The sequence below is a fragment of the Sphingobacterium siyangense genome (assembly GCF_023277505.1).
Classification (GTDB): domain Bacteria; phylum Bacteroidota; class Bacteroidia; order Sphingobacteriales; family Sphingobacteriaceae; genus Sphingobacterium; species Sphingobacterium siyangense.
Genome location: NZ_CP080574.1, coordinates 4172983 through 4194377 on the forward strand (window position 1 = coordinate 4172983; position 21395 = coordinate 4194377).

Here is a 21395-nt window from a genome sequence, read left to right on the forward strand (position 1 = left end):
TCAGAAGAGGGTTTAATGATACCTTGTACAAATCCGTACGGTGCTATAAAACTTGGTGTGGCAAGGCTGTCAAGTTGATGGAAACAGCGTAATTTGATGGAAACAGGCTATGCTTTGGTTATGCTTAGCAAAAAACAAGGGTTTCACTGATTCTGCGAAATAAGAGAACCTAAAACCTAACGTCTTAACGCGTAGATTGCTATTGTATTTAAACATCAATTTATCTAAGTTTGTTGCAGAAAAATGGCCATTGAATGAAATCAGCAAAGGAAAAAATGATTGCCGGCCTTCCTTACATCGATTCGGAGGGGCAATTATTTAAGGAAAGACAATACGCAAAAGAAGAACTGAAGCGATTTAACGATTCAGAGCCTAAACAACTGAAATTCAGAAAACAGATTATTCAAAAGCTGTTTAAAGCGACGGGAACTCGATTCTTTCTCGAACCTCCTTTTCGTTGCGATTATGGATATAATATTACGATCGGTGAGAACTTTTACAGCAATTATAACTGTACGATTTTAGACGGCGCACCGGTTACCATAGGTGAGAATGTATTATTTGGGCCTAATGTAAGCCTCTTCACAGCGGGTCATCCCCTCCATTTTGAAGCAAGAAATCAAGGTTGGGAATTTGCTTTGCCGATCGTTATCGAAGATAATGTATGGATCGGTGGACATGTTGTGGTCAACCCCGGCGTGCGAATCGGAAAAAATTCGGTCATTGGTTCTGGATCGGTCGTCACAAAAGATATACCAGCGGATGTCGTAGCTGCAGGTAATCCCTGCCGGGTGATACGTAACATTACCGAAGCGGATCGGATCACCTACACTGAAAATCTATAGGGATAACACAGGTCACAAGGGATAACATGGGTCACATTTATGGGAAAAAGGATCCCACTTACAGTTAATGTATAGGATCATCTGTTATAGATAGTGAATAGGTGACGGTGTCTTCATGCTGTTTTAGAAGAACAAATCCATTACTTGTCCAAAAATGTTGCTGATCGCCGGTCACATTTGCAAGAAGATATTTACCAGCAAAAGTATGGATAAATAGTCGCGCATGCTTCAATAATGCTGTACCTACACCTTTCAGCCTTACATGTGGAGCAACAGCGAGGAAATGGATTGTATAAGTATCACCTAAACTAATCAGGCTCAGCACGCCTACCACGTCGTTTCCATCGTAGGCCGCAAAATGTGTCGCTTCAAAATCGCCCTCCAACATCACCTCGGCCAACTTTCCTTCCGAAGCGAAAACCTCTTTTCGAAGTTTCCAGGTCCGGGCAGCAAAGACTTGTTCAATGTACCAATCCATCATAATCCTTATCTAATTCGATAAATGCATTGGAAAGATGACTAATGGTATCCGACGGTAACAGGGAATAGGTACCGATGGTCTTTACCGCAATATCTGCCGCGCGCCCATGGATATATACCCCCATAATTAAAGCCCCTTTGGAAGAATAGCCCTGTCCAAGCAAGGAGGTAATTATCCCCGTCAGGATATCACCACTGCCTCCTGTTGCCATCCCAACATTGCCCGTACTATTGAAGTACACCATTCCATCGGGCATAACCATAGCACTATTAGCTCCTTTTATTAACACGTAAAACTGATGTTTACGCGCAAAAACTTTCACTTTCTCCATCTTTTCGAAATCATCTTGCCAAGCACCCAATATCCGGCTAAGTTCTTTGGGATGGGGAGTCAATATACTGTGCGCCGGAACGAAAGCCCAAAGATTCGGTTCGCGGGCAAGAATATTTAAAGCATCAGCATCTAATACCAAAGGGGTATCATTAATACGGGTTATAAATACCTTTAGCGCATCAATTGTATGCAGCGCTGTTCCCATGCCTATTCCGATACCCACAGACTGATAGCCATCGATTGCCGGGAATTGGCTAATAAAATCCTGCTCAGGATCTGTTATCACCATCGCTTCGGGCACAGCGGTCTGTAAGATGGTATTACCACCGTCAGGTACATAAGCGGAAGCTAAACCGCAGCCCGCTCGAAGAGCCGCTTTTAGCGCAAGCTGAACAGCCCCCATTTTACCTTTACTTCCGCCAATAATCAGGGTATGACCAAATGTTCCCTTATGATCAAATTTCCTCCGTTGCCGATAAAAGGACCTGACAAGCGGCTCGTCGACATAAAAAAGATTGGTTTCTGCCGCTTCAATTGCTCGTTGGCTAAGATCGATATCCAATACCTTGAAGTCTTTTACATACCATTGGTTTTCGGGCAGCAGCAAGGCCAGCTTTGGAAACTGAAAGGTATAAACCAAATCTGCCTTTACAATTGGAACATCTGCAGCAGTCTTTCTATCTGCCAGTAGTCCAGAAGGCATATCGACGGAATAGATCCTTGCACCACATCCATTTATACTGGAAATTATACCGCTCCAATCAGTTGTCAATACACGCTTTAATCCATAACCAAACAAGCAGTCCAGTACGATTGCATCGGAAGGGATAGCAACCTGGTCTTGCGCAGCAACTTTTTGAATGACATGATTGGGTAAACGCTTTTGATTGGCAAGATTATCAGCGGAGTAATCCTCCACATCGACTAAATAGACCTTGACTTGGGCCTGTTGTTGGTCCAACAAACGGGCCAACACCAAGCCATCGCCGCCGTTGTTTCCTTTACCGCAGAAGATAAAAAAAGTACTGTACTCCAATCGGGGATGAAGCCTTTTAATTTCCTCAAAAACAACTGTTGCAGCTCGTTCCATCAGGTCTAGGCTACTGATTTTTTGATCCTTTAGGGTTTCACTATCAATCCTGTTTATCTGCTGAGCGGAAAGTATCTTCATGTGGCTGCTATTTTTATTGAAAGTACCTATTCTCAAGGTCAATTAAAAATTTCGGTATCATTTTTTGGCGAGCTGGTGATAGTGATCCTCGTGTAGGATCCCACAGAGGAACCACATCGGATCGCTATCGTTTAGCTCATGCACGTGCCTGCTTTTTATTCACTTGTTGTTACCAGCTTCTTATTCACTTGTTATTACCTGCTTTACTCCCCCTGTCCGTTTCAAAGTACCCCAGGTATTCAATTCACCTTTAATCGCTTTTCTGACAGACTTGAATAAAACGAAGTACATCAGTTGACGCCAGAAAAAACGCTGTGGAAACAAATAAATTAAATTGCTAAGCTTCTCGCCTTCCATTTTAAAGGCAATACCTGCAAAGAACATATCCACGAGTACAAAAAGGAAGTAATAAAACATCACTTGACCAAAACCGTTATGCAGTGAAAATAATCCTGCAATTCCTGTCCAGCTGATACCATTTACCTCGCTTAAGGAGAAAAGACCACTCACGAGAGCGAATAACATAAAAATATCGGCCAAGGGAGCAAATAAAGGCAGTATAATCTGAAAAATCAGAATATTAGGCATTCCGACCATACCAAAATAGCCATATTTGGGATTCAACAGGGTCTGTTTATTTTTCCAAAAACTCTGCAACACACCAAAACTCCAACGGAAACGTTGCTTGAAGAGCATTTTGACCGTATCCGGTGCTTCCGTATAAGCGATTGCTTCAGATGAATTTCGCACGGTATAACCCGCTCTTAATATGCGCATGGTTAAATCACAATCTTCCGCTAAGGTATCCGTAGTAAATCCACCCACTTCCAAAATAACAGCTCTACGGAAGGCCCCAATTGCTCCTGGTACGACCGATATCATATTGAGCAAATCGAACGCTCTCCGATCCATATTCTGTGAGGTGATATATTCGATCGATTGCCAATGTGTTAATATATTATGCACATTTCCCACTTTAACACTACCCGCAACAGCGGCGACCTGAGGTTTATTGAAATATTTCATCAACTGTTTTAACGCATCTGTTTTCAGTTGTGTATCGGCATCGATACAAAGCACAAACTGTGCTTCGGATTGTTGGATACCATAGTTAAGCGCAGACGCTTTCCCCCCATTTGGTTTTGTAAATAACCTTATCTTAGGATGATCGCCATACACCTTACTGACAATCTCAAAAGTCTTGTCTTTTGATCCATCATCAACAAAAATCAATTCATAATTGGGGTAATCCAAATTCAACAGGCTTTTTATCGTTGCCAAAACTGTTATTTCCTCATTATAGGCAGGAATGATCACACTTACCTTTTCACGAGGTTCCACAACCAATTGAGATCGCTCTTTTTTACTTTTTTGTTTTTGTCGGATTGCCAGATAAGCAATCATTGCTGTTCTAAAAATTGCCAATACAATTGCAATGGAAAAAACCAGGTTAAGGAAGATGTTACCGTAAAACAATGTTCCTAAGAACAAGCGGTTGGACGATCCACTAAATCCCGAATCGGAAGCATTTTCTACAGGAGGCATCAGTTCATCACGTTTTTTCCCCATTAAATCTCCAATCGTCGCAAATTTATAACCATGAGATTTAAAATAATGAATAATACGCGGCAAGGCGGCTATAGTCGCTTCTCGATTGCCTCCGGCATCATGTAATAGAATAATGTTTCCATTATCGCGTTGTTTTATGACTTCATTATAGATTTCATCTGCAGTACGACCAGGTAACCAGTCGTTGGGATCAATATACTCGCCGATATTGATGTAGTTCTCTTTCCGGCTCTGAGCAACAGGCAGAATTTCAGCAACAGTCTGTGGCTCGGCATCAGCATTAAAAGGAGCCCTGAAAAGAATTGTACTATGACCGGTTATGCATTCGATGATCTTTCGGGTGGCATTCAGTTCAAACTTAACGCGATTTGGGCCTATTGTAGACATATCAGGATGAAAAAAGGTATGGTTACCGAGTTCATGGCCTTCTTGATATTCTCTCCGAACCAGATCCATATTTTTCTCAGCCATAACACCAACAAGAAAGAAAGCTCCGGGAACATGTTCCTTTTTTAAGATATCCAATACTTGTGGTGTATACGTAGGATCGGGACCGTCATCAAAGGTCAGGACTACCGTATTATCCCGTTCTCCAAAGCGTTTGATTACATAATTACTTGGCGTTTTTACATACTCCTGATTCTGAACCATAAGCGTTGATGGGTCGTAAGTGAATTTCACCTCTCCCGGAGCAGGACTATTGACCAAGTCCAAAATTTCCCCATCCCCAATATATTGAATCCCACCGACATTGATCTGGCTTATCTTTCTAAAGTCAAAAGATTCTTTTTTCAGATTTTCTCGGTCCAATGATCTTGAAATAAACGACCATAAACGGGAGTCTTCACTTCCTAAACGCCAAAGTGCAATACCAGCTAGCCCCCAGTCATCTGCTTTGCGGATAAGATTAAAATAGGTTGCAGCGTCTGTAAAATAAACATCATGATGCATCCCTGTCCCATCTTTATAGCTAAAGTTGAGATTTGCAGATTCGGGATCAAAAGTAATCTTAGCATTGTAATTATGCGCCAAAATAACCGCATTATCATAAGTCAATGTCTTGCCGACACTGCCTTTTGGCCAATCATATCCATAACAGGCCAAAGCCAGAATCACCTTGTCTGCATCGATCTTATTGCAAAGTTCATCGAGATTTTTTTCGACCCATGCCTGATGTGAAATTGCGCCGGCATTACTTTCAATGGAATGTTGATCATAAGCCATCAAAATAATATAGTCGTTGTATTTTTGTAAGGCAATGGGATCGTAATCATCATTTTCAGGTGAAATATCCTGCGTGACAAGTAGGCCTTCCGTATGAAATACAGTATAGATATGCGCCATAAAATCGTTTAATGGCTTGTGATCATCCAACTGTAAATTCTCAAAGTCAATATTTATGCCGGCAAAGCCATTGCGCTTCACTTTAAGAAGGATGTCGTCTATAAAACGCTGTTGTTTATCCGGATTAAGTAAAATAGCCTTTACAGTCTGCCCGTCAAAATCATTACCACTGAAATTGGAAATCTGTGCAATAGCTTTGCGCTTATATTGATGAATGACCTTAAGTGCAGCAGTATCTGCTTTATCCACTACTGTATCTTGATTAGGCACAGTAAAAAAGGATTCCATAGCAACCATATCCAAATGACCAATATTGCGGCGTAGATCCGATAAAGACTGCTCTCGGACTTCATTAGACCAAGAACTGACATAAAACCCCATATTGATTCTATCTTTGCTACCAATATGTTTCAAATGCTTCAGCTCGCGGTCACGTTTAATCTTCTCTAATTCGGATTTTACAATGTTAAACTCCTTAAATTGTTTGGATTTTTTTAATCTGGCGGTGGACTTTTCAGTCAATGCTGTGTTGGTATTAATTGTTGGAAAAGGAGGAATCTGAATCTTTCCCAATGTATAAACCACACAGATAACACCAATGATCAAACCGATCACCAATGCTCTGCTCATCCATGAAAAAGCGTACCAGCGCTTTTTGCTTGACGTCTGAAAAATCTGTTTTCCTGACATAATCTTATTCTTATTAACTTCGGCTAAGCTACATCAGAAAATGATCCAAAAAGTGGATGAATAGCTTAAAAATTTCTTAATTTTTTCAGACGATTCACACTTCGAATTCTATCTAAATTTAAGTATATTCGATGAAACGCAATACACTAGCTCAGAAACTTTTATATGAGATCGATATATATACTCATTCCCCTCCTCTCGTGTCAGGTTTTCAGTGGATGTGGGCAGCCAAATGTTGCTGCACCTAATAACAAAACTTTGAATCCGGCAACTACTGAGTCAATAGCACCTGACGAAAATCAGTTTATCAACCCCGATGGGATGACGATCAAATCGCGCATTTTGTTACCAGAAGGCTTTAAAAGGCCTACCTACCGGGTCGAAGAATTTGGAAATTTTCTCGAAAATCTTCCATTATATCCCATCGACCAGGAGGTACATTATTATAACGGAAAAATTAAACCTAGAAATAACATCTACAATAGTGTTGTAAAACTAAACATTGGAAAGCGCGATTTACACCAATGCGCCGATGCTGTAATGCGGCTCAGGGCAGATTACTTATACCAACAAAAGCGGTATAAGGATATCAAATTTAACTTCCTTTCCGATAGCAAACCCCGCGCTTTTACAAACTATGCAAAAGGAGACTATTCCTACCCAACCTATTGGAAATACCTGGAATATGTGTTTGCCTATGCCAACACAGCCTCTTTACACGATGAGCTACCCAATGTAAAAACGACTCAGGAAGTTAAGATTGGAGATACTTTTATCCAGAAAGGATCACCCATTGGCCACGCAATCATTGTAGTTGATCTAGCCAAGGACAGTACTGGAAAAACAATCGTACTCCTCGCACAAAGCTACATGCCAGCTCAAGAAATACAGATTTTAAACAATTGGAACAACAGCACGCTTAGTCCTTGGTACGATATAGACCAGGATATTATAAAAACCCCTGAATGGACATTTTATCCTAAAAACCTCAAAACTTGGCCATAGTCTGCAATGAACAATCCGCTCATTAAAATTGAGCGGATGATTAAATTCTGTTTCGAAAAGTACCCCTGACCCTTTCACCATGAGTTCAAAAGCATACGCAATAACCTATCGGAAATGCTTCAAAAAACAACGGTCGGCCAATTCAACGACGACCTGATTAAAGGGAAAATCCTATTAACAAAAAGCCATATCAACCCTGATAAAACCATAGGTAATTCCTTGGATTAACAGGCTAATTCTTCAGCTTCTTCCTTCATTTTTTCTATTGAGTACTATTCTGAAAATAATTCGGAAGACGTAAAATTCGCTTTTTTCGTATAAAACCACACATTCATATAATCCACATAATACAACTGATTAAAAGCAATATAAAAATTATAAAACATTAAAATGTATCGCATTTAAGCGTCCCGCCATTCAATTATTCAAATCATTGAAATTACGCGAAATAAGATGATCCTAGGACCATTTCTAAACTTGTAATAAGGTCACCACCAAACTGGCTATAACTCCCTGAAAGTAACCCTCCCTTTTAATTTAATCCGCTCGATAAAACAAAGAAATAGGCTTTTTGTCAGCCTATACCAAGGTAACAACGCTCCTTTTATGACGTCTTTCCTTTGGGTTAAACCAAAAAAATATGGATCATTTTCTGACTATAACACCATTTTCACACAATTTTACAGTTTTTAAAATAAAATCAAAAAAAACACAAATTAATATCTATATAGCAATACATTACATAGATTATATAAATAAAAAAAACACATTAAAACGATTTAAAAAGATCGGTTTTTAGAGCAGAAAGGGCATGGATAAAATTTTATCCATGCCCTTTCTGCTATTCATGGATAGCGCCAAAGCGGGCATTCCATCCAGTGTCGGATAGAAAAAAAATACAGGAGACCACAATCTTTAAATTCTTCATGTGCATTGTACAGTTCGAGGTCACAGTTCCCGCCATTAACGATGGCCGCCTACCCAAAAGAGCATCCATGCAGCAGAGCGTGCACATGTACTTTACTATATTTCTCTACCGCTTCTACCAACATCATGCGAAACGTTTCGCCCCCCAAGCAAGTCCATTTGCAAAGACCACTTCATTAGATATAAGTAAACACCGGATTTAACATCATTTTAATTCGATCTAAGACAATATCTCTACACAATCACCCGTTTACTCACAATTTACATAAAATTGCTTAGAACGAGTAATAACAACCTTTCATCAAAACTATAGGATGATGTAAAAAACTTGTCCGCTACATAGACACACAACTCCCACCTGATTCGATCTGCGGCAACCGAGACTAACCATCCTAATCGCCCGACTTAATTCTAGCCCTCTTTTAATCAATTTAAGACATCATCTCCGAGTTGAGCAGCGCATGGTTGCTCAGGAAAAAGAGAGGCACAAACGAGCTTAAAACAACATTTACAGCATCGGGACCGCAATCGAATTTGATGGGTTAGATACCCCATTCGGTATACTTAACAGCGTCAAAAAACAACAAAACAAATCAATAAGAAAATTTAATACAGCTAAATAAACAGAATAACCTTAAGTAAAACATTACAACTAAAACTACCCAAATCCATAAAATCAAATTCACACAGAACAAAACAAACGCTTTTATTATATTTAAGTTTTCCAAACAAACCATGCGTAACGACCCCTCTGTATTGAGATCATTTTTAAAAACAGAACTTATAAAAATCAGGAAAACCCGCAATGTGACCATTGGCATCTTCCTCGCGATGTTCGTTTTTTGTTACGGATTTTTTCTGGTGGCTTTTTTTCAGAAATGGTCGGACAGTGAAGACAGGCTGTCGTTTTTTTCAAAATCACTCCCTACCCTATCCTTTCTTTTCGTTTATCTAGGCTTTGCGTTCGGCCTATTGAGCTGGATAGCTTACATTAAAAACCAAAAATTCATCCATGCACTGCAACAACTAAACGATGATGATCTTGACATCTACCAACAATATAGCAGACGACTGGTCCGCATCTTTTCAGCTATCGCCCCATATCTTTTTTGTGAAAATGAAATTTTATTTTTCCCATTCATTGGAGACAAACAGATCCCAATTAGTCAAATTAATCGCATTGAAACAAAAATCATCAGAAACTACCGGGGGCCCAACAGCTATCGCATCTATTTCTATAATGAATTCAACAAAATCTATCAGGTCACCATGAATCAGAAAGGAGCTTTTGATTTCTTACAGGAGCAACTTCGGAAAGCAAATCCAACGATAGTTGTTGTTGCTAGAAACCATTAAACACATACGAGCTTTCAGATAATTCAGCGAAAAAGTGGAGCATCCCAACATCATCGCTTATTGAACTGCTAAATGTGATCTAGTTGAAAAATTTACCCCAATGTTTCTCGCGAAAATTGAAAGTCGACACCTACAACCTATCGCTTATTTCCGAAGGAAACTAGACCGGAAGATACAGCCGGTATTTACCCGACTCAGCAACTTCTTTGATCGCCTGATTTCTTTCTTCAAGAAAGCGCAGCATGTATCGGGTTAAAAATAGCCATTCCACAAGCCTTCCCAGAACCCCGAGCGGAGCCTTAAAATTGAACACATCGCGCATTAATACTTTACCATGTTCTAGTTCCTTGAAAATATGCTGGGGATCCATCGAATGAAACACTCCTTGAGTCATACGATCTTCGAAAAAATGAGGTTTTTCCATCACTGTTATCTGCACAGTCAATGTTTGCTTTACACCAAGATGCCTTGCGCGCCAGCGCACCTGCTGACCTGCCTCGATTAATCCCGTCGTCACCCCATCAATTGCCTTCTCTCCAGTTTTCTTTGTCGAATACATATGCAGATCAATACTACGTGCCAAATCAAAAACAACCGATAAAGGAGCTTCTATAATTGTATCTAAAATAAGCTGCGGCATATTGCTCTTTCAATATATTTCGCACGAATTTCGTAAAATTCAGTAATTTCTTTAGGATCGGGCTCGAGAATTTTCTAAATTGATTTGCCTTCAGAACGGCAACTAGACAATAATCATGGTAACACTACTTCAATTCGAAAAATCAGATTTCCCGCTTTTTAAGTCATGGATTCGATCAGCAGAGGAACTATTACAGTTTGCAGGACCGTATTTTTCGTTTCCGCTTACTGACGACCAACTTGAAAAATACATTCAAGACCCAAAGCGAAACGCCTTTAAAATAATCGATACAGCAACCAAAGAAATTATCGGCCACTGCGAATTAAGCTTCGAACGGGATATTCCAAGACTTTGCCGTATTCTGATCGCAAAAAATTGGGAACGAAATAAAGGTTACGGCAAGAGCACTGTAAACACACTACTCAGACGGCTTTTTATTGAAGGCAATTATGAAACAGCCGATTTAAACGTTTATGACTGGAATCACAATGCAATCCGATGTTATGAAGCCGTAGGTTTTCGAATTAACGAAAATATGATTTCGGAAGTAACAATTGGCAACGAAACCTGGAAAAGCCTCAATATGAAGATTAGCAAATCTGACTGGAAAAGTTAATTTAGCGCTATGAAAAATAAGCGAAAATTAAAGCATATAGCAATATGTTTATTCGTAATGGGTGCATTGCTCGGTTTTTACAGCTGGAAAATCGAGCCACATTGGGTAAAATACGAGCAGATCAATCTAACTGTAAAACATTTACCAGAAGCATTGGAAGGAAAATCATTGATCCAGATCTCGGACATCCATATCGGCAACTATGTGGATAAAGATTTTATAAAAAGAACCTTTCGGGAAATCGGAGCATTAAAGCCCGATATCGTGGTATACACCGGCGATTTTGTACGTCTTGTTAACAATAAAATCCCCTTAGAACAACTCAATGAAGTCATGCAAGATGCCCCAAAAGGCAAACTTCAAACATTGGCAATTCTAGGCAATCATGACTATGGAAAAAATTTTCAGGACAGTGCGGCAGCAGATTCAATCGTTAGCCTACTCCATGGATATTCGATAAAAGTATTGAGAAATGAAAGCGTAATAACCCAGGGGTTAAGAATATTTGGTATAGATGACTTTTGGGGAACAAACTTTGACCTTGTAAAGGCCATGAAAGACTACGATCAATCTCAAGCCAGTTTAGTATTATGTCATAATCCGGATGCCGCAGACCTCGACGGCTGGAATAGATACAATGGCTGGATCCTGGCAGGACACACACATGCTGGCCAAGTAAGAATTCCTTTTTGGGGCTCCCCGATTATTCCCGTAAAAAATAAAAACTACGATCAAGGAATCAAGAAAATAAGCGGAGACAGAACATTATATATCAACCGCGGACTGGGACACAGCATTCCCATCAGATTCAACGCCCGACCCGAGGTTACCATTTTCACATTAAGGAAAGAATAACAATCCAAGGATCGATCCAATTTGACCCGTTCCTTTAAAGAAGATATGGATAAAAGGCCGTGTGAATCGTCTGTCTATAATCTTCCAGTGGATTTCCATTTTGGTGTGCACCCAAAACAGCATAGCTTGAGCTCCAAAAATCTGAAATGATAAAAAGTTGGCGCACGAACCCCTGTAAATTTACCAAGGGTATATCAGAACGAAACATGCCTAACTCAGCGTAATACAAAAATAGAGAGACGAGTTGCTCTTCACGCTGTGCCACCAAATTTCTGTAAGCTTTTGCAATACTGGGGATCCAGTTGCAAATTTCAACAAAATTCTCAAAAATAAACCTGTATTTCGATATCAACGCATAAGAGCCATCAATAAAACTATCCAGCACCTGGCGAAATGTGCTTGCATCATCTTCAGGCTTCAAAATCACCTTTTCATACTCATTTTGCAATAATTGGAAGAGTTGAAAAATAATATCCTCGGTATGTTTAAAATGATAATGAAGATTACCGGCACTTATATTCAGTTCCTGAGCAATTTGACGCGTTGTTACCGTACGTATACCATCACGATTATAAAGCTTCAACGCACCCACAATAATTTTTTCTTTCGTATTCATGACGTAAAATTAGAACAATTGTTCTAATTTTACGTCATGAACTAAAAATAAGATCATATACATGGAAAAATCAACGGGAAATTGGCTAAAAAGGCAATACATCGAATTAAAACAAACTTTAATCCCAGCTCATCCAAACGACAGTTCTTGGAAGAAATTCGGTAAACAGACTGCTTTCTTTATGTTTTTAACTTTAATGGCATGTGGTGCTATAGCAATGTTAATCGCCGTCTCCTTCGCTCATTAAGTAGGGAGCTGTTTGACGGCTTATTTATCTTCTACTGGTTTTGTTGGTTCTTTATTCGATTTACTCGGTCTAATCATTTCCCTATCCCCTTCCTGAACGACTGGCTGACTGATTTCGTTTTTGTACCGATCATTATCCATTGTTCATCTATCGTGGGTAGTTATGTATTCAACAATGGCAGAGCCCATGGTTATCCGCTTTACCAAATCTGGATAATTTCATTCTTTACCTCCTTACTTTTTGAATGGATCATGCCTCAATATACCATTTATAATACTGGAGATATTGCTGACGTCGTAGCTTACTTTGCTGGAGGGTTATTTTATTTCTGGTTCCATCAATCCTTCTATATCAAAAAAAATCATCAACTTATACAAGAGAGGAACAATAACCAGAAATTTACCCTATAAATTCTTAGAAGACAACTTAGAATCAACAGCATTTAAGGCAAAATATCACAAAACTACAAGGGTAACCCCAGAAGGACCATATAAAAAGCATACAGATCACGTAAAAAGTATACAGATCACATCAAAATTAGATCAGCGACATATTCGAAATAAAGGGAATTCTAAAAATTGAACTTTTTTTATAAAGGTAATCGTGAAATTATATCGGTAGGGAAAAACTCTTTTCGCTCTGAAGCGAGCGATTAATGAACGCGATTTAAAAGCTAAAACTGCGGGAAGCCTCTCTTTTAAAGAATACCATTAACGGGAAGCAGGCATTCAGATAAATGTAAAAAACCTTTGTTTGACTCCAAATACCCTGACATCAAACAAAAGGCCTTATAATCATCAATACTCGATTAAGAGTACTTTTTTAGCTAATACTCGATCAAGACTTCAGTGACTTGAGCACCTTGTTTAGCACTTTTAAATTTAAACTTCACTTTCTGATTCAGGTTCAATTTCTGTCCAGCAAGACGGTCATTGAAATAAATCGATTGCTGAGTTTCGTTGTCTCTAATAAACCCATAGTTGGAGTCGTTATTGTAATGGACAACTTTTCCGAAGGAATACTCGTCATGATGATTTGAGGCCATGCTTGGACTCTCCCCTTCTTTCAATTTTATCGCAGGTCTGTCTGAAATATTCCCATGTTCATCAACATAAGCAAACAATTCTTCCAAAGATTTCCCCTTGTCGTTGTTTGTTTTGTTGAATTCTTTTTTCTCAATTTTTTGTTGTTTTTTGAGTAGTTTCTTTTTTTCTCGTTCTTTTTTGTTAAATGTAATTTGGCTTTTGCTCATTCAATATGGATTAAAATAAATGTTCCCGAGGAGGTTACGGACCTTTAGAGCTTCGTTGAAAAGATAAAAATGCGATGTGTTCTAAGGAGATAATTGCAAAGGTACAAAAAATTCTTTAAAAAAGGGATAGTGAGCGATCCTGTACAAAGTGATCTCAACCTGGAACCGATTCGTTTCTTCGACTTTAAACACGAATATCAAGTTCATAATTTTTTGTCTAAACTTAGTCGCGTACAATGGCCCCTGATAACAGTCAGCTACCTGAAGCCATCGATCTTTCGATCTTTTTAAACAAGATTTATTTCGATCACAAAATTGAAAAATTCCATAAAACAAAAAGATCATTTGGACGTTATTTTTAAAAAAAACTATGGAAATAAGAAACATCGAAAGGGACGAAAGAGGCAATTTTATTGCAGAAGTTGAAAATAATGAAGCCGGAATTTTAGAGTACACCTGGCAAAACGATCATGAGTTTTCCATTGATCATACGGAAGTCTACGATGAGTATCAGGGAATGAGTGTGGGAAAAAAATTGGTATTGGAGGCTGTTGACTATGCCCGAAAGAATGACGCCAAAATTATCCCAAATTGTCCCTATGCGAAAGCTATCTTCGATAAAACAATAGCTTTTCAAGATGTATTGGCATAAAAAGCCGTTTTATCCTGTCGATAAAACGGCTTTTTATACTGTATTGGGTGGGTTAAATCACGATATTGATTATTTTTCCTTTGACAAAAATAATCTTTTTGATCGCCTTCCCATCTAAATGCCGTTGTACATCAGCATGTGCTTTAATCGTATCTTCTACTGCTTTTTGATCTAAATCAAGCGCTAATGATAGATTGAATTTCATCTTACCATTGAAAGATACGGGATAAGCAAATTCAGATTCAACCAAATATTCTGCCTTGAACACAGGATATGAAGCGTAAGAAAGTGTGCCGGCGTCGTTACCCAACAGCGCCCACAACTCTTCCGTAATATGTGGTGCATAAGGCTGAAGAACAATGACGAGCTGTTCCAATATCTGTCTTTTATTGCATTTCAACTCAGTCAATTCATTGACACAGATCATAAAGGCTGAAACAGAAGTATTGAATGAGAAACGTTCGATATCATCTTCCACCTTTTTGATAATTTTATGTAAGGCTTTAAACTCTGCTTTGGATGGATCTTCATCGGAAACACTGAAATTACCCTCAGCATCGTGGAACAGTCGCCATACTTTACGTAAGAACTTATAAACCCCTTCAATACCATTTGTATTCCAAGGCTTAGCCTGCTCCAAAGGCCCTAAAAACATTTCGTATAGACGCAATGTATCTGCTCCATAGGATTCGATAATATCATCAGGATTGACCACATTGAATTTGGATTTAGACATTTTCTCCACCTCACTACCGCAGATATACTTCCCATTTTCCAATACAAATTCAGCATTTGCAAAATCCGGCCTGAAGTTTTTGAATTTTTCCAAATCCAGTACATCATTATGAACAATATTCACGTCTACATGTAAAGGAATAGTTTTGTATTCATTTCTTAATCCATAAGACACAAATTGATTTGTACCTCTCCCTTCGTCATCAAGTACACGATACACAAAATTAGAGCGCCCTTGAATCATACCTTGATTAATCAATTTGCGGAATGGCTCTTCCTCATTTTGGTAACCCAAATCTTTCAAGAACTTGTTCCAAAAACGCGAATATAATAAGTGCCCTGTAGCGTGCTCAGAACCACCGATATATAAATCCACCGCTTTCCAATAATCCACAGCCTCTTTAGACGCAAAATTACCTTCATTTTTCGGATCCATATACCTAAACCAATACCATGAAGAGCCCGCCCATCCTGGCATCGTGCTCAGTTCATACTCGTACTGATCTTCATATTTCCAATCTTTGGCCCTTCCTAAAGGAGGTTCTCCTGATTCTGTCGGTAAATATTTATCAACTTCGGGCAATAAGAGCGGTAATTCTTCTTCTTTAATTAAATAAGGTAATCCATTTTTAAAGTAGACAGGAACGGGTTCTCCCCAATAGCGCTGACGACCAAAAATAGCATCACGCATACGGAAGTTTATTTTCGCTTTACCTAATTTCAATTCTTCTAATTTCGAAATCAAAGCCGGAACCGCTTCTTGGTAAGTCATACCATTGATAAAATCGGAATTGATGTATTTTCCATCTTTATTTGGATCAGCTTCTTCTTCAATATTTTGAGTATCCGAAATAGGAATAATAGGAAGAGCGAAATGTTTAGCGAATACGTAGTCGCGTTGATCGCCACTAGGAACAGCCATTACAGCACCTGTACCATAACCAGCAAGTACATAATCTGCGATCCAAATCTGTACATCCTGTCCAGAAATTGGATGTTTCGCGTAAGAGCCAGTAAAAGCACCAGAGACTGTTTTTGTATCGGCCATACGATCCAATTCAGATTTTTTCGAAGTTTTCTCGATATAGGCGTCTACTTCTGTTTGCTGCTCAGGGGTAGTCAATGCTGCAACCAATTCATGTTCTGGAGCCAAAACGACAAAAGAAACACCATATATCGTATCTACACGCGTCGTAAACACTTCAATTGCTGTATTTAATTGTGGTACGGGAAATTTCACCGAGGCACCTACCGATTTTCCGATCCAGTTACGTTGCATTTCAACCAAAGGTTCTGGCCAATCAATGGTATCCAAACCTTTCAATAAACGATCCGCATAAGCAGTAATACGCATAGACCACTGCATCATCTTCTTTTGCTCTACAGGATAACCACCACGCTCAGAGACACCGTTGATGACCTCGTCATTCGCTAATACTGTACCTAAAGCAGCACACCAGTTTACTGTACTTTCACGCAAATAAGCAATCCGATATTTCAACAATTCCCGTTGTTGTTTTTCTTCATCAAAAGATTTCCATTCGTCAGCGCTGAATTCCAAGACATCTTCATCCGAAACTGCTGAAATGCCAGTTGAACCACTTACAACAAACCTCGCGATTAACGTTTCGATCGGTTCAGCTTTATCTGATTCCTTATTATACCAAGAATCAAACAATCTCATAAAAATCCATTGTGTCCATTTGTAATACGACGGATCAGAAGTACGTACTTCTCTACTCCAATCATAAGAGAACCCAATGTTATCCATTTGCTCACGGTACCGATTGATATTTACCTCAGTCGTCACTGCAGGATGCTGACCAGTTTGAATGGCATATTGCTCTGCAGGAAGTCCAAAAGAATCATATCCCATCGGATGCAATACATTGAAACCTTTCAAACGTTTATATCTTGAAAAGATGTCCGAAGCAATATATCCCAGCGGGTGACCAACGTGCAGCCCCGCTCCGGAAGGATAAGGAAACATATCCAATACATAGTATTTTGGCTTTTGATGCGTATCGGACGTTTTGTACGTTTTATGATCCGCCCAAAACTTTTGCCACTTTTTCTCTAATGATTTGTGATTATACTCCATTTTTATTCGTAAGGAATTTTTATGACTTGCGAAATTACGATTTTAATACTGAAATGTGATAAAAGTTTTGTAGTTTGAACAATAAATTATAGTATTGAAAAGTTAATTAAACATAGGAAGAAAACAGCCCTCGAATTGATTTTTATCAAAGTAATTACAAGATTAATTCGAAATCTTCCACTCAAATAGTTACTTTCGCAAATAAATTTTTGCTTATTATGTCAGAATACGAATTAAGCACACAAAAAAGAAAAACAAAATCTGTATATGTATCTACGGTTATCAGTATCGCTCTCGTGTTGTTGGTAACAGGTATGTTGGGATTACTCTTGGTGCACGCTAAAAATCTTTCGAAATACGTTAAGGAAAATATCGTCTTAAATGTCATCGTAAATGATGGCACAAGTGAAGGTGATGTCCTTTCTCTACAAAAAGACCTTGAAAAAGATCCCTACGTGCTTCGCACCGAATATATTAGTAAGGAATTGGCTGCAAAAAACTTGAAAGAAGATCTTGGTGAAGATTTCGTACAATATTTGGGCCATAACCCACTTCTACCTTCTTTGGATGTTTACATGAAAGAGAATTATGCCAATACAGATAGCATTAAAACTTTTATTGAAAAGATCTCCAAAAACAATAAAATTAAAGAAGTTGTATACCAAGAGTCATTAATTGACATGGTCAACAAAAACGTACGCATCATCGGAATGATTGTTCTTGCTTTTGCGGTTATTCTATTGATTATCGCCGTAGCTTTAATCAACAATACGATACGTCTTGCGATCTATTCACAACGTTTCTTAATCAAAAGTATGCAATTGATTGGGGCTACTAAAAACTTTATTCGTAAACCATTTATAACGTATGGCATCATTCATGGTTTACTGGGATCTTTGATCGCGATTTTACTCCTCATTTTAACGCTGAAATTTGCACAACAGCAAATACCAGAACTGGTCTTTTTACGCAACTGGTTCGAATTTGCGGTGATCTTTTTAGGCGTAATCTTGATTGGAATTCTCATTTCGGGACTTAGCACCTATTTCGCAGTAACAAAATATTTAAAGGCACAATCTAACGATTTATACAGATAAAAATGGCTCAAATAAAGAAATCTACTGAATCAGTCAACAAAGGTTCATTTGTATTCTCCAAAGTAAATTACCAACTGTTCATAGCGAGCTTAGCTATTGTAATCATAGGCTTTACATTGATGTCTGGTGAAACTGATATCTATAGTTTTACCAAGATTACCTTGGCCCCTATTGTTGTTGTTCTTGGGTTTGCGATAGGCTTTGCGGCAATCCTATATCGTCCCAAAAACAAATCAAATTAAAGCATAATCTTATCTTAAACAGATGTCTATTATTGAAGCTATCATCCTTGCTATCATTGAAGGATTAACGGAGTTTTTGCCTGTATCTTCGACAGGTCATATGATCATTGCTACTGCCTTAATGGGTATTCAACCATCGGCATTTGTCAAACTATTTACGATTGTCATCCAGTTAGGAACAATATTATCGGTTCTGGTACTATACTACAAACGTTTTTTTAAAACGCTATCATTTTACTACAAATTGGTCATTGCAGCTATTCCAGCCTCTATATTGGGTTTGCTATTCAACGATTATATTGATGCATTATTAGAGAGTCCTTTAATGGTCGCAGTGATGTTGGTAGTCGGCGGCGTAGTGCTACTTTTCGTTGACAAGTGGTTCAACAAACCAACTGTTGAAGATTCGGACAAGGTTTCCTACAAACAAGCTTTTATGATCGGGGTATACCAATGTCTTGCATTAATCCCGGGTACCTCAAGATCTGCAAGTACAATTATTGGCGGTATGGCTGAGAAACTAACCCGTAAAGCTGCTGCGGAATTTTCCTTTTTCCTTGCTTTGCCTATGATGTTTGGTGCTTCTGCAGTAAAGCTTTTAAAGTTTTTTAAAGAAGGTAACACCTTCACAGGAGAAGAACTTAATTTGCTTATTATTGGAAATCTAATTGGTTTCGTTGTTGCAATTGTAGCCATTAAGTCTTTTATTGGCTTTTTGACCAAATATGGTTTTAAAGCATTTGGTTGGTACCGAATCATCGTTGGTGTTATTATTCTTGCCCTCCTACTTTCGGGCCATAGTTTACAAATTATCTAAAATCTTCGGATGGAAAATATAGAGGTTAGTGAAAATTCAGCAAAGTTCAACTTTGCTGAAGGAGAAATGTTGTTGATCGATAAACCTTTAACATGGACAAGTTTTGATGTTGTTGGTAAAGTTAGAAACTCAATCAAGCCATTAAAATTAAAAGTCGGTCATGCAGGAACTCTAGATCCACTGGCAACAGGTCTACTGATTGTATGTACCGGAAAACTAACAAAGAAAATAGACAGCTACCAAGCTGAAGACAAAGAATATACAGGTTCGATCACATTAGGAGCGACAACGCCTTCTTACGATCTGGAAACAGAAATTGACCAAACCTTTCCAATCGATCACATCACAGAGGAAATGATCTTCGAAGCAGCAAAATCCTTTGAAGGCGAAATTCAGCAGTTTCCTCCAGCCCATTCAGCCATAAAAATTAATGGTGAACGCGTCTATGAAAAGGCCCGTCGTGGCGAAGAGGTTGAAATAAAATCCCGTCAGGTACGCATCAATAGCTTTCTCATTGAAAAGATCGAGCTTCCCAACGTGTATTTTCGCATATCCTGTTCAAAAGGAACCTACATTAGATCATTGGCCTATGACTTTGGAAAAATCTTACAGAGTGGATCACATCTGAGTTCTTTAAGACGCACCAAAAGTGGAGATTATTCGGTAGAAAATGCCTGGAATCTAGAACAACTTATCGCTGAAATAAAACGTCATAAAGAAATCATTAAATAACTTTACCCTCCCATTTTATTGATTCTTTATCTTATTTTTGCAAAAACTCCTATAAATGAAAATCTACAGAAGTTTAGATGATTTCTCACCAGTTGAAAATGCAGTTGTAACCATCGGTACTTTCGATGGTGTTCATATTGGCCATCAAAAAATATTGGCTCACTTAAAGGAAGCAGCTCATAAAATTAATGGTGAGACAATTTTGCTTACTTTTTTCCCACATCCACGGTTGATTATCAATCCAGATGATGATAGTTTACGCCTAATCAACGATATCGAAGAAAAGGTCAGTCAATTAAGCAAAGTGGGAATTGACCACTTAATTATCATTCCTTTTTCCCGTGATTTTTCAAATCAGACTCCGGAAGAATATATTAGTAATGTTCTTGTAGGCAAATTGGGTACAAAAAAGATTGTGATAGGTTATGATCACCATTTTGGAAAAGACCGAAAGGGTACTATGGGCGATTTAGAACAGTTTGCATCTATATTTGACTACAGTGTTGACGAAATTCCGGAGCAGGATATCAACGATATTGCAGTATCCTCTACACGAGTACGTGAAGCGCTTATAAAAGGCGATATAAGAACAGCTAATCTCTATTTAGGCTATCCTTTCGAATTAACGGGAACTGTTATTAGAGGCGACCAAATCGGGCGTACAATCGGATTTCCAACAGCAAACCTACAGGTTCACGAACCTCATAAACTAATACCAGCCTATGGTATTTATGCTGTTGAGGTTTACATCTATAATCATATCCAAAACATCACTACTGGCGAGTATAAAGAGGAAAATCCGGTTTCAATTGCGAAAGGTATGGGCTATATAGGGACCAGACCCACTGTTGATGGGATGAATCGTGCTATTGAAATCAGCCTATTCGATTTCGATCAGGATATTTACGGCAAGACACTACGTGTCAAGTTCCTTCATTTTATCCGACATGATGAACGCTTTGACTCGCTTGAAGAAATGAAAGCTCAGATCAAAGCAGACGAAGTCGAAATCAGAAGTCTTATTGGTTAGAGCAAGTCTGTTAGCTATAAAATAAAAAAGCGGGAATTCCCG

The 21395-nt window shown here is 38.6% G+C and carries 19 protein-coding genes; 12 read left to right on the plus strand and 7 right to left on the minus strand.

The features are described from left to right. Positions 1-254 precede the first annotated feature (254 nt). Positions 255-845, plus strand: coding sequence for a sugar O-acetyltransferase (locus K2F45_RS17510; protein ID WP_075993299.1), 591 nt, complete (start codon positions 255-257; stop codon positions 843-845). A 64-nt stretch (positions 846-909) separates the two neighbouring features. On the opposite strand, the gene K2F45_RS17515 is transcribed toward K2F45_RS17510, so the two are convergent. The 3 genes from K2F45_RS17515 to K2F45_RS17525 form a co-directional block, all read right to left on the minus strand. Continuing rightward, positions 910-1326: a GNAT family N-acetyltransferase gene (locus K2F45_RS17515; protein ID WP_248931943.1), complete on the minus strand. Its 417-nt coding sequence runs from the start codon at positions 1324-1326 to the stop codon at positions 910-912. Then, on the minus strand, positions 1307-2830 hold the full coding sequence (locus K2F45_RS17520) for an NAD(P)H-hydrate dehydratase (RefSeq protein ID WP_248931944.1): 1524 nt from the start codon (positions 2828-2830) through the stop codon (positions 1307-1309). Before K2F45_RS17520 ends, K2F45_RS17515 begins: the two co-directional genes overlap by 20 nt. A gap of 180 nt (positions 2831-3010) precedes the next feature. Then, complete coding sequence (locus tag K2F45_RS17525) at positions 3011-6433, minus strand: trifunctional glycoside hydrolase family 18/polysaccharide deacetylase/glycosyltransferase family 2 protein (protein WP_248931945.1); 3423 nt, start codon at positions 6431-6433, stop codon at positions 3011-3013. A 165-nt stretch (positions 6434-6598) separates the two neighbouring features. Here K2F45_RS17525 and K2F45_RS17530 point away from each other — a divergent pair, with 165 nt between their 5' ends. Further along, positions 6599-7438 carry a DUF4846 domain-containing protein gene (locus tag K2F45_RS17530; RefSeq protein ID WP_075993303.1) on the plus strand — a complete coding sequence of 280 codons (840 nt, stop codon included), beginning with the start codon at positions 6599-6601 and terminating at the stop codon, positions 7436-7438. A gap of 1662 nt (positions 7439-9100) precedes the next feature. Then, positions 9101-9721, plus strand: a complete 621-nt coding sequence (locus K2F45_RS17535; protein WP_248931946.1) for a hypothetical protein — start codon at positions 9101-9103, stop codon at positions 9719-9721. Between the two features lie 160 nt (positions 9722-9881). On the opposite strand, the gene K2F45_RS17540 is transcribed toward K2F45_RS17535, so the two are convergent. Further along, complete coding sequence (locus tag K2F45_RS17540; RefSeq protein ID WP_075993305.1) at positions 9882-10361, minus strand: SRPBCC family protein; 480 nt, start codon at positions 10359-10361, stop codon at positions 9882-9884. Positions 10362-10476: 115 nt separating this feature from the next. On the opposite strand from K2F45_RS17540, the gene K2F45_RS17545 reads away from it, so the two are divergent. Both K2F45_RS17545 and K2F45_RS17550 read left to right on the plus strand, forming a co-directional pair. Further along, positions 10477-10977, plus strand: a complete 501-nt coding sequence (locus K2F45_RS17545) for a GNAT family N-acetyltransferase (protein WP_248931947.1) — start codon at positions 10477-10479, stop codon at positions 10975-10977. 9 nt (positions 10978-10986) lie between these two features. Next, on the plus strand, positions 10987-11832 hold the full coding sequence (locus tag K2F45_RS17550; RefSeq protein WP_075993307.1) for a metallophosphoesterase: 846 nt from the start codon (positions 10987-10989) through the stop codon (positions 11830-11832). Positions 11833-11866: 34 nt separating this feature from the next. Here the strand turns inward: K2F45_RS17550 and K2F45_RS17555 are convergent, their stop codons facing one another. Then, the gene (locus K2F45_RS17555) at positions 11867-12448 is read right to left on the minus strand and encodes a TetR/AcrR family transcriptional regulator (RefSeq protein ID WP_075993308.1); all 582 of its coding nucleotides are present in this window, start codon (positions 12446-12448) and stop codon (positions 11867-11869) included. Positions 12449-12509: 61 nt separating this feature from the next. On the opposite strand from K2F45_RS17555, the gene K2F45_RS17560 reads away from it, so the two are divergent. Continuing rightward, complete coding sequence (locus tag K2F45_RS17560; protein WP_075993309.1) at positions 12510-12695, plus strand: hypothetical protein; 186 nt, start codon at positions 12510-12512, stop codon at positions 12693-12695. A gap of 826 nt (positions 12696-13521) precedes the next feature. Here K2F45_RS17560 and K2F45_RS17565 read toward each other — a convergent pair. Continuing rightward, a complete protein-coding gene (locus tag K2F45_RS17565; RefSeq protein ID WP_075993311.1) occupies positions 13522-13947 on the minus strand; it encodes a cold-shock protein in 426 nt (141 codons plus the stop codon). A 370-nt stretch (positions 13948-14317) separates the two neighbouring features. Between K2F45_RS17565 and K2F45_RS17570 the strand changes: the two genes are divergently transcribed. Then, a complete protein-coding gene (locus K2F45_RS17570; protein WP_070565582.1) occupies positions 14318-14599 on the plus strand; it encodes a GNAT family N-acetyltransferase in 282 nt (93 codons plus the stop codon). Positions 14600-14651: 52 nt separating this feature from the next. On the opposite strand, the gene leuS is transcribed toward K2F45_RS17570, so the two are convergent. Next, a complete protein-coding gene (gene leuS / locus K2F45_RS17575; protein WP_248931948.1) occupies positions 14652-17435 on the minus strand; it encodes a leucine--tRNA ligase in 2784 nt (927 codons plus the stop codon). A gap of 218 nt (positions 17436-17653) precedes the next feature. Between leuS and K2F45_RS17580 the strand changes: the two genes are divergently transcribed. Genes K2F45_RS17580 through K2F45_RS17600 form a run of 5 tightly spaced genes read left to right on the plus strand, consistent with a single transcriptional unit; the run spans position 17654 to position 21353 of the window. Next, positions 17654-18532 carry a cell division protein FtsX gene (locus K2F45_RS17580; protein WP_046674489.1) on the plus strand — a complete coding sequence of 293 codons (879 nt, stop codon included), beginning with the start codon at positions 17654-17656 and terminating at the stop codon, positions 18530-18532. Between the two features lie 2 nt (positions 18533-18534). Next, positions 18535-18774, plus strand: coding sequence for a DUF3098 domain-containing protein (locus K2F45_RS17585; protein ID WP_075993313.1), 240 nt, complete (start codon positions 18535-18537; stop codon positions 18772-18774). 22 nt (positions 18775-18796) lie between these two features. After that, complete coding sequence (locus tag K2F45_RS17590; RefSeq protein ID WP_075993314.1) at positions 18797-19591, plus strand: undecaprenyl-diphosphate phosphatase; 795 nt, start codon at positions 18797-18799, stop codon at positions 19589-19591. Positions 19592-19600: 9 nt separating this feature from the next. Next, a complete protein-coding gene (gene truB / locus K2F45_RS17595) occupies positions 19601-20323 on the plus strand; it encodes a tRNA pseudouridine(55) synthase TruB (protein WP_075993315.1) in 723 nt (240 codons plus the stop codon). Positions 20324-20378: 55 nt separating this feature from the next. After that, positions 20379-21353, plus strand: a complete 975-nt coding sequence (locus tag K2F45_RS17600) for a bifunctional riboflavin kinase/FAD synthetase (RefSeq protein WP_075993316.1) — start codon at positions 20379-20381, stop codon at positions 21351-21353. Positions 21354-21395 lie beyond the last annotated feature (42 nt).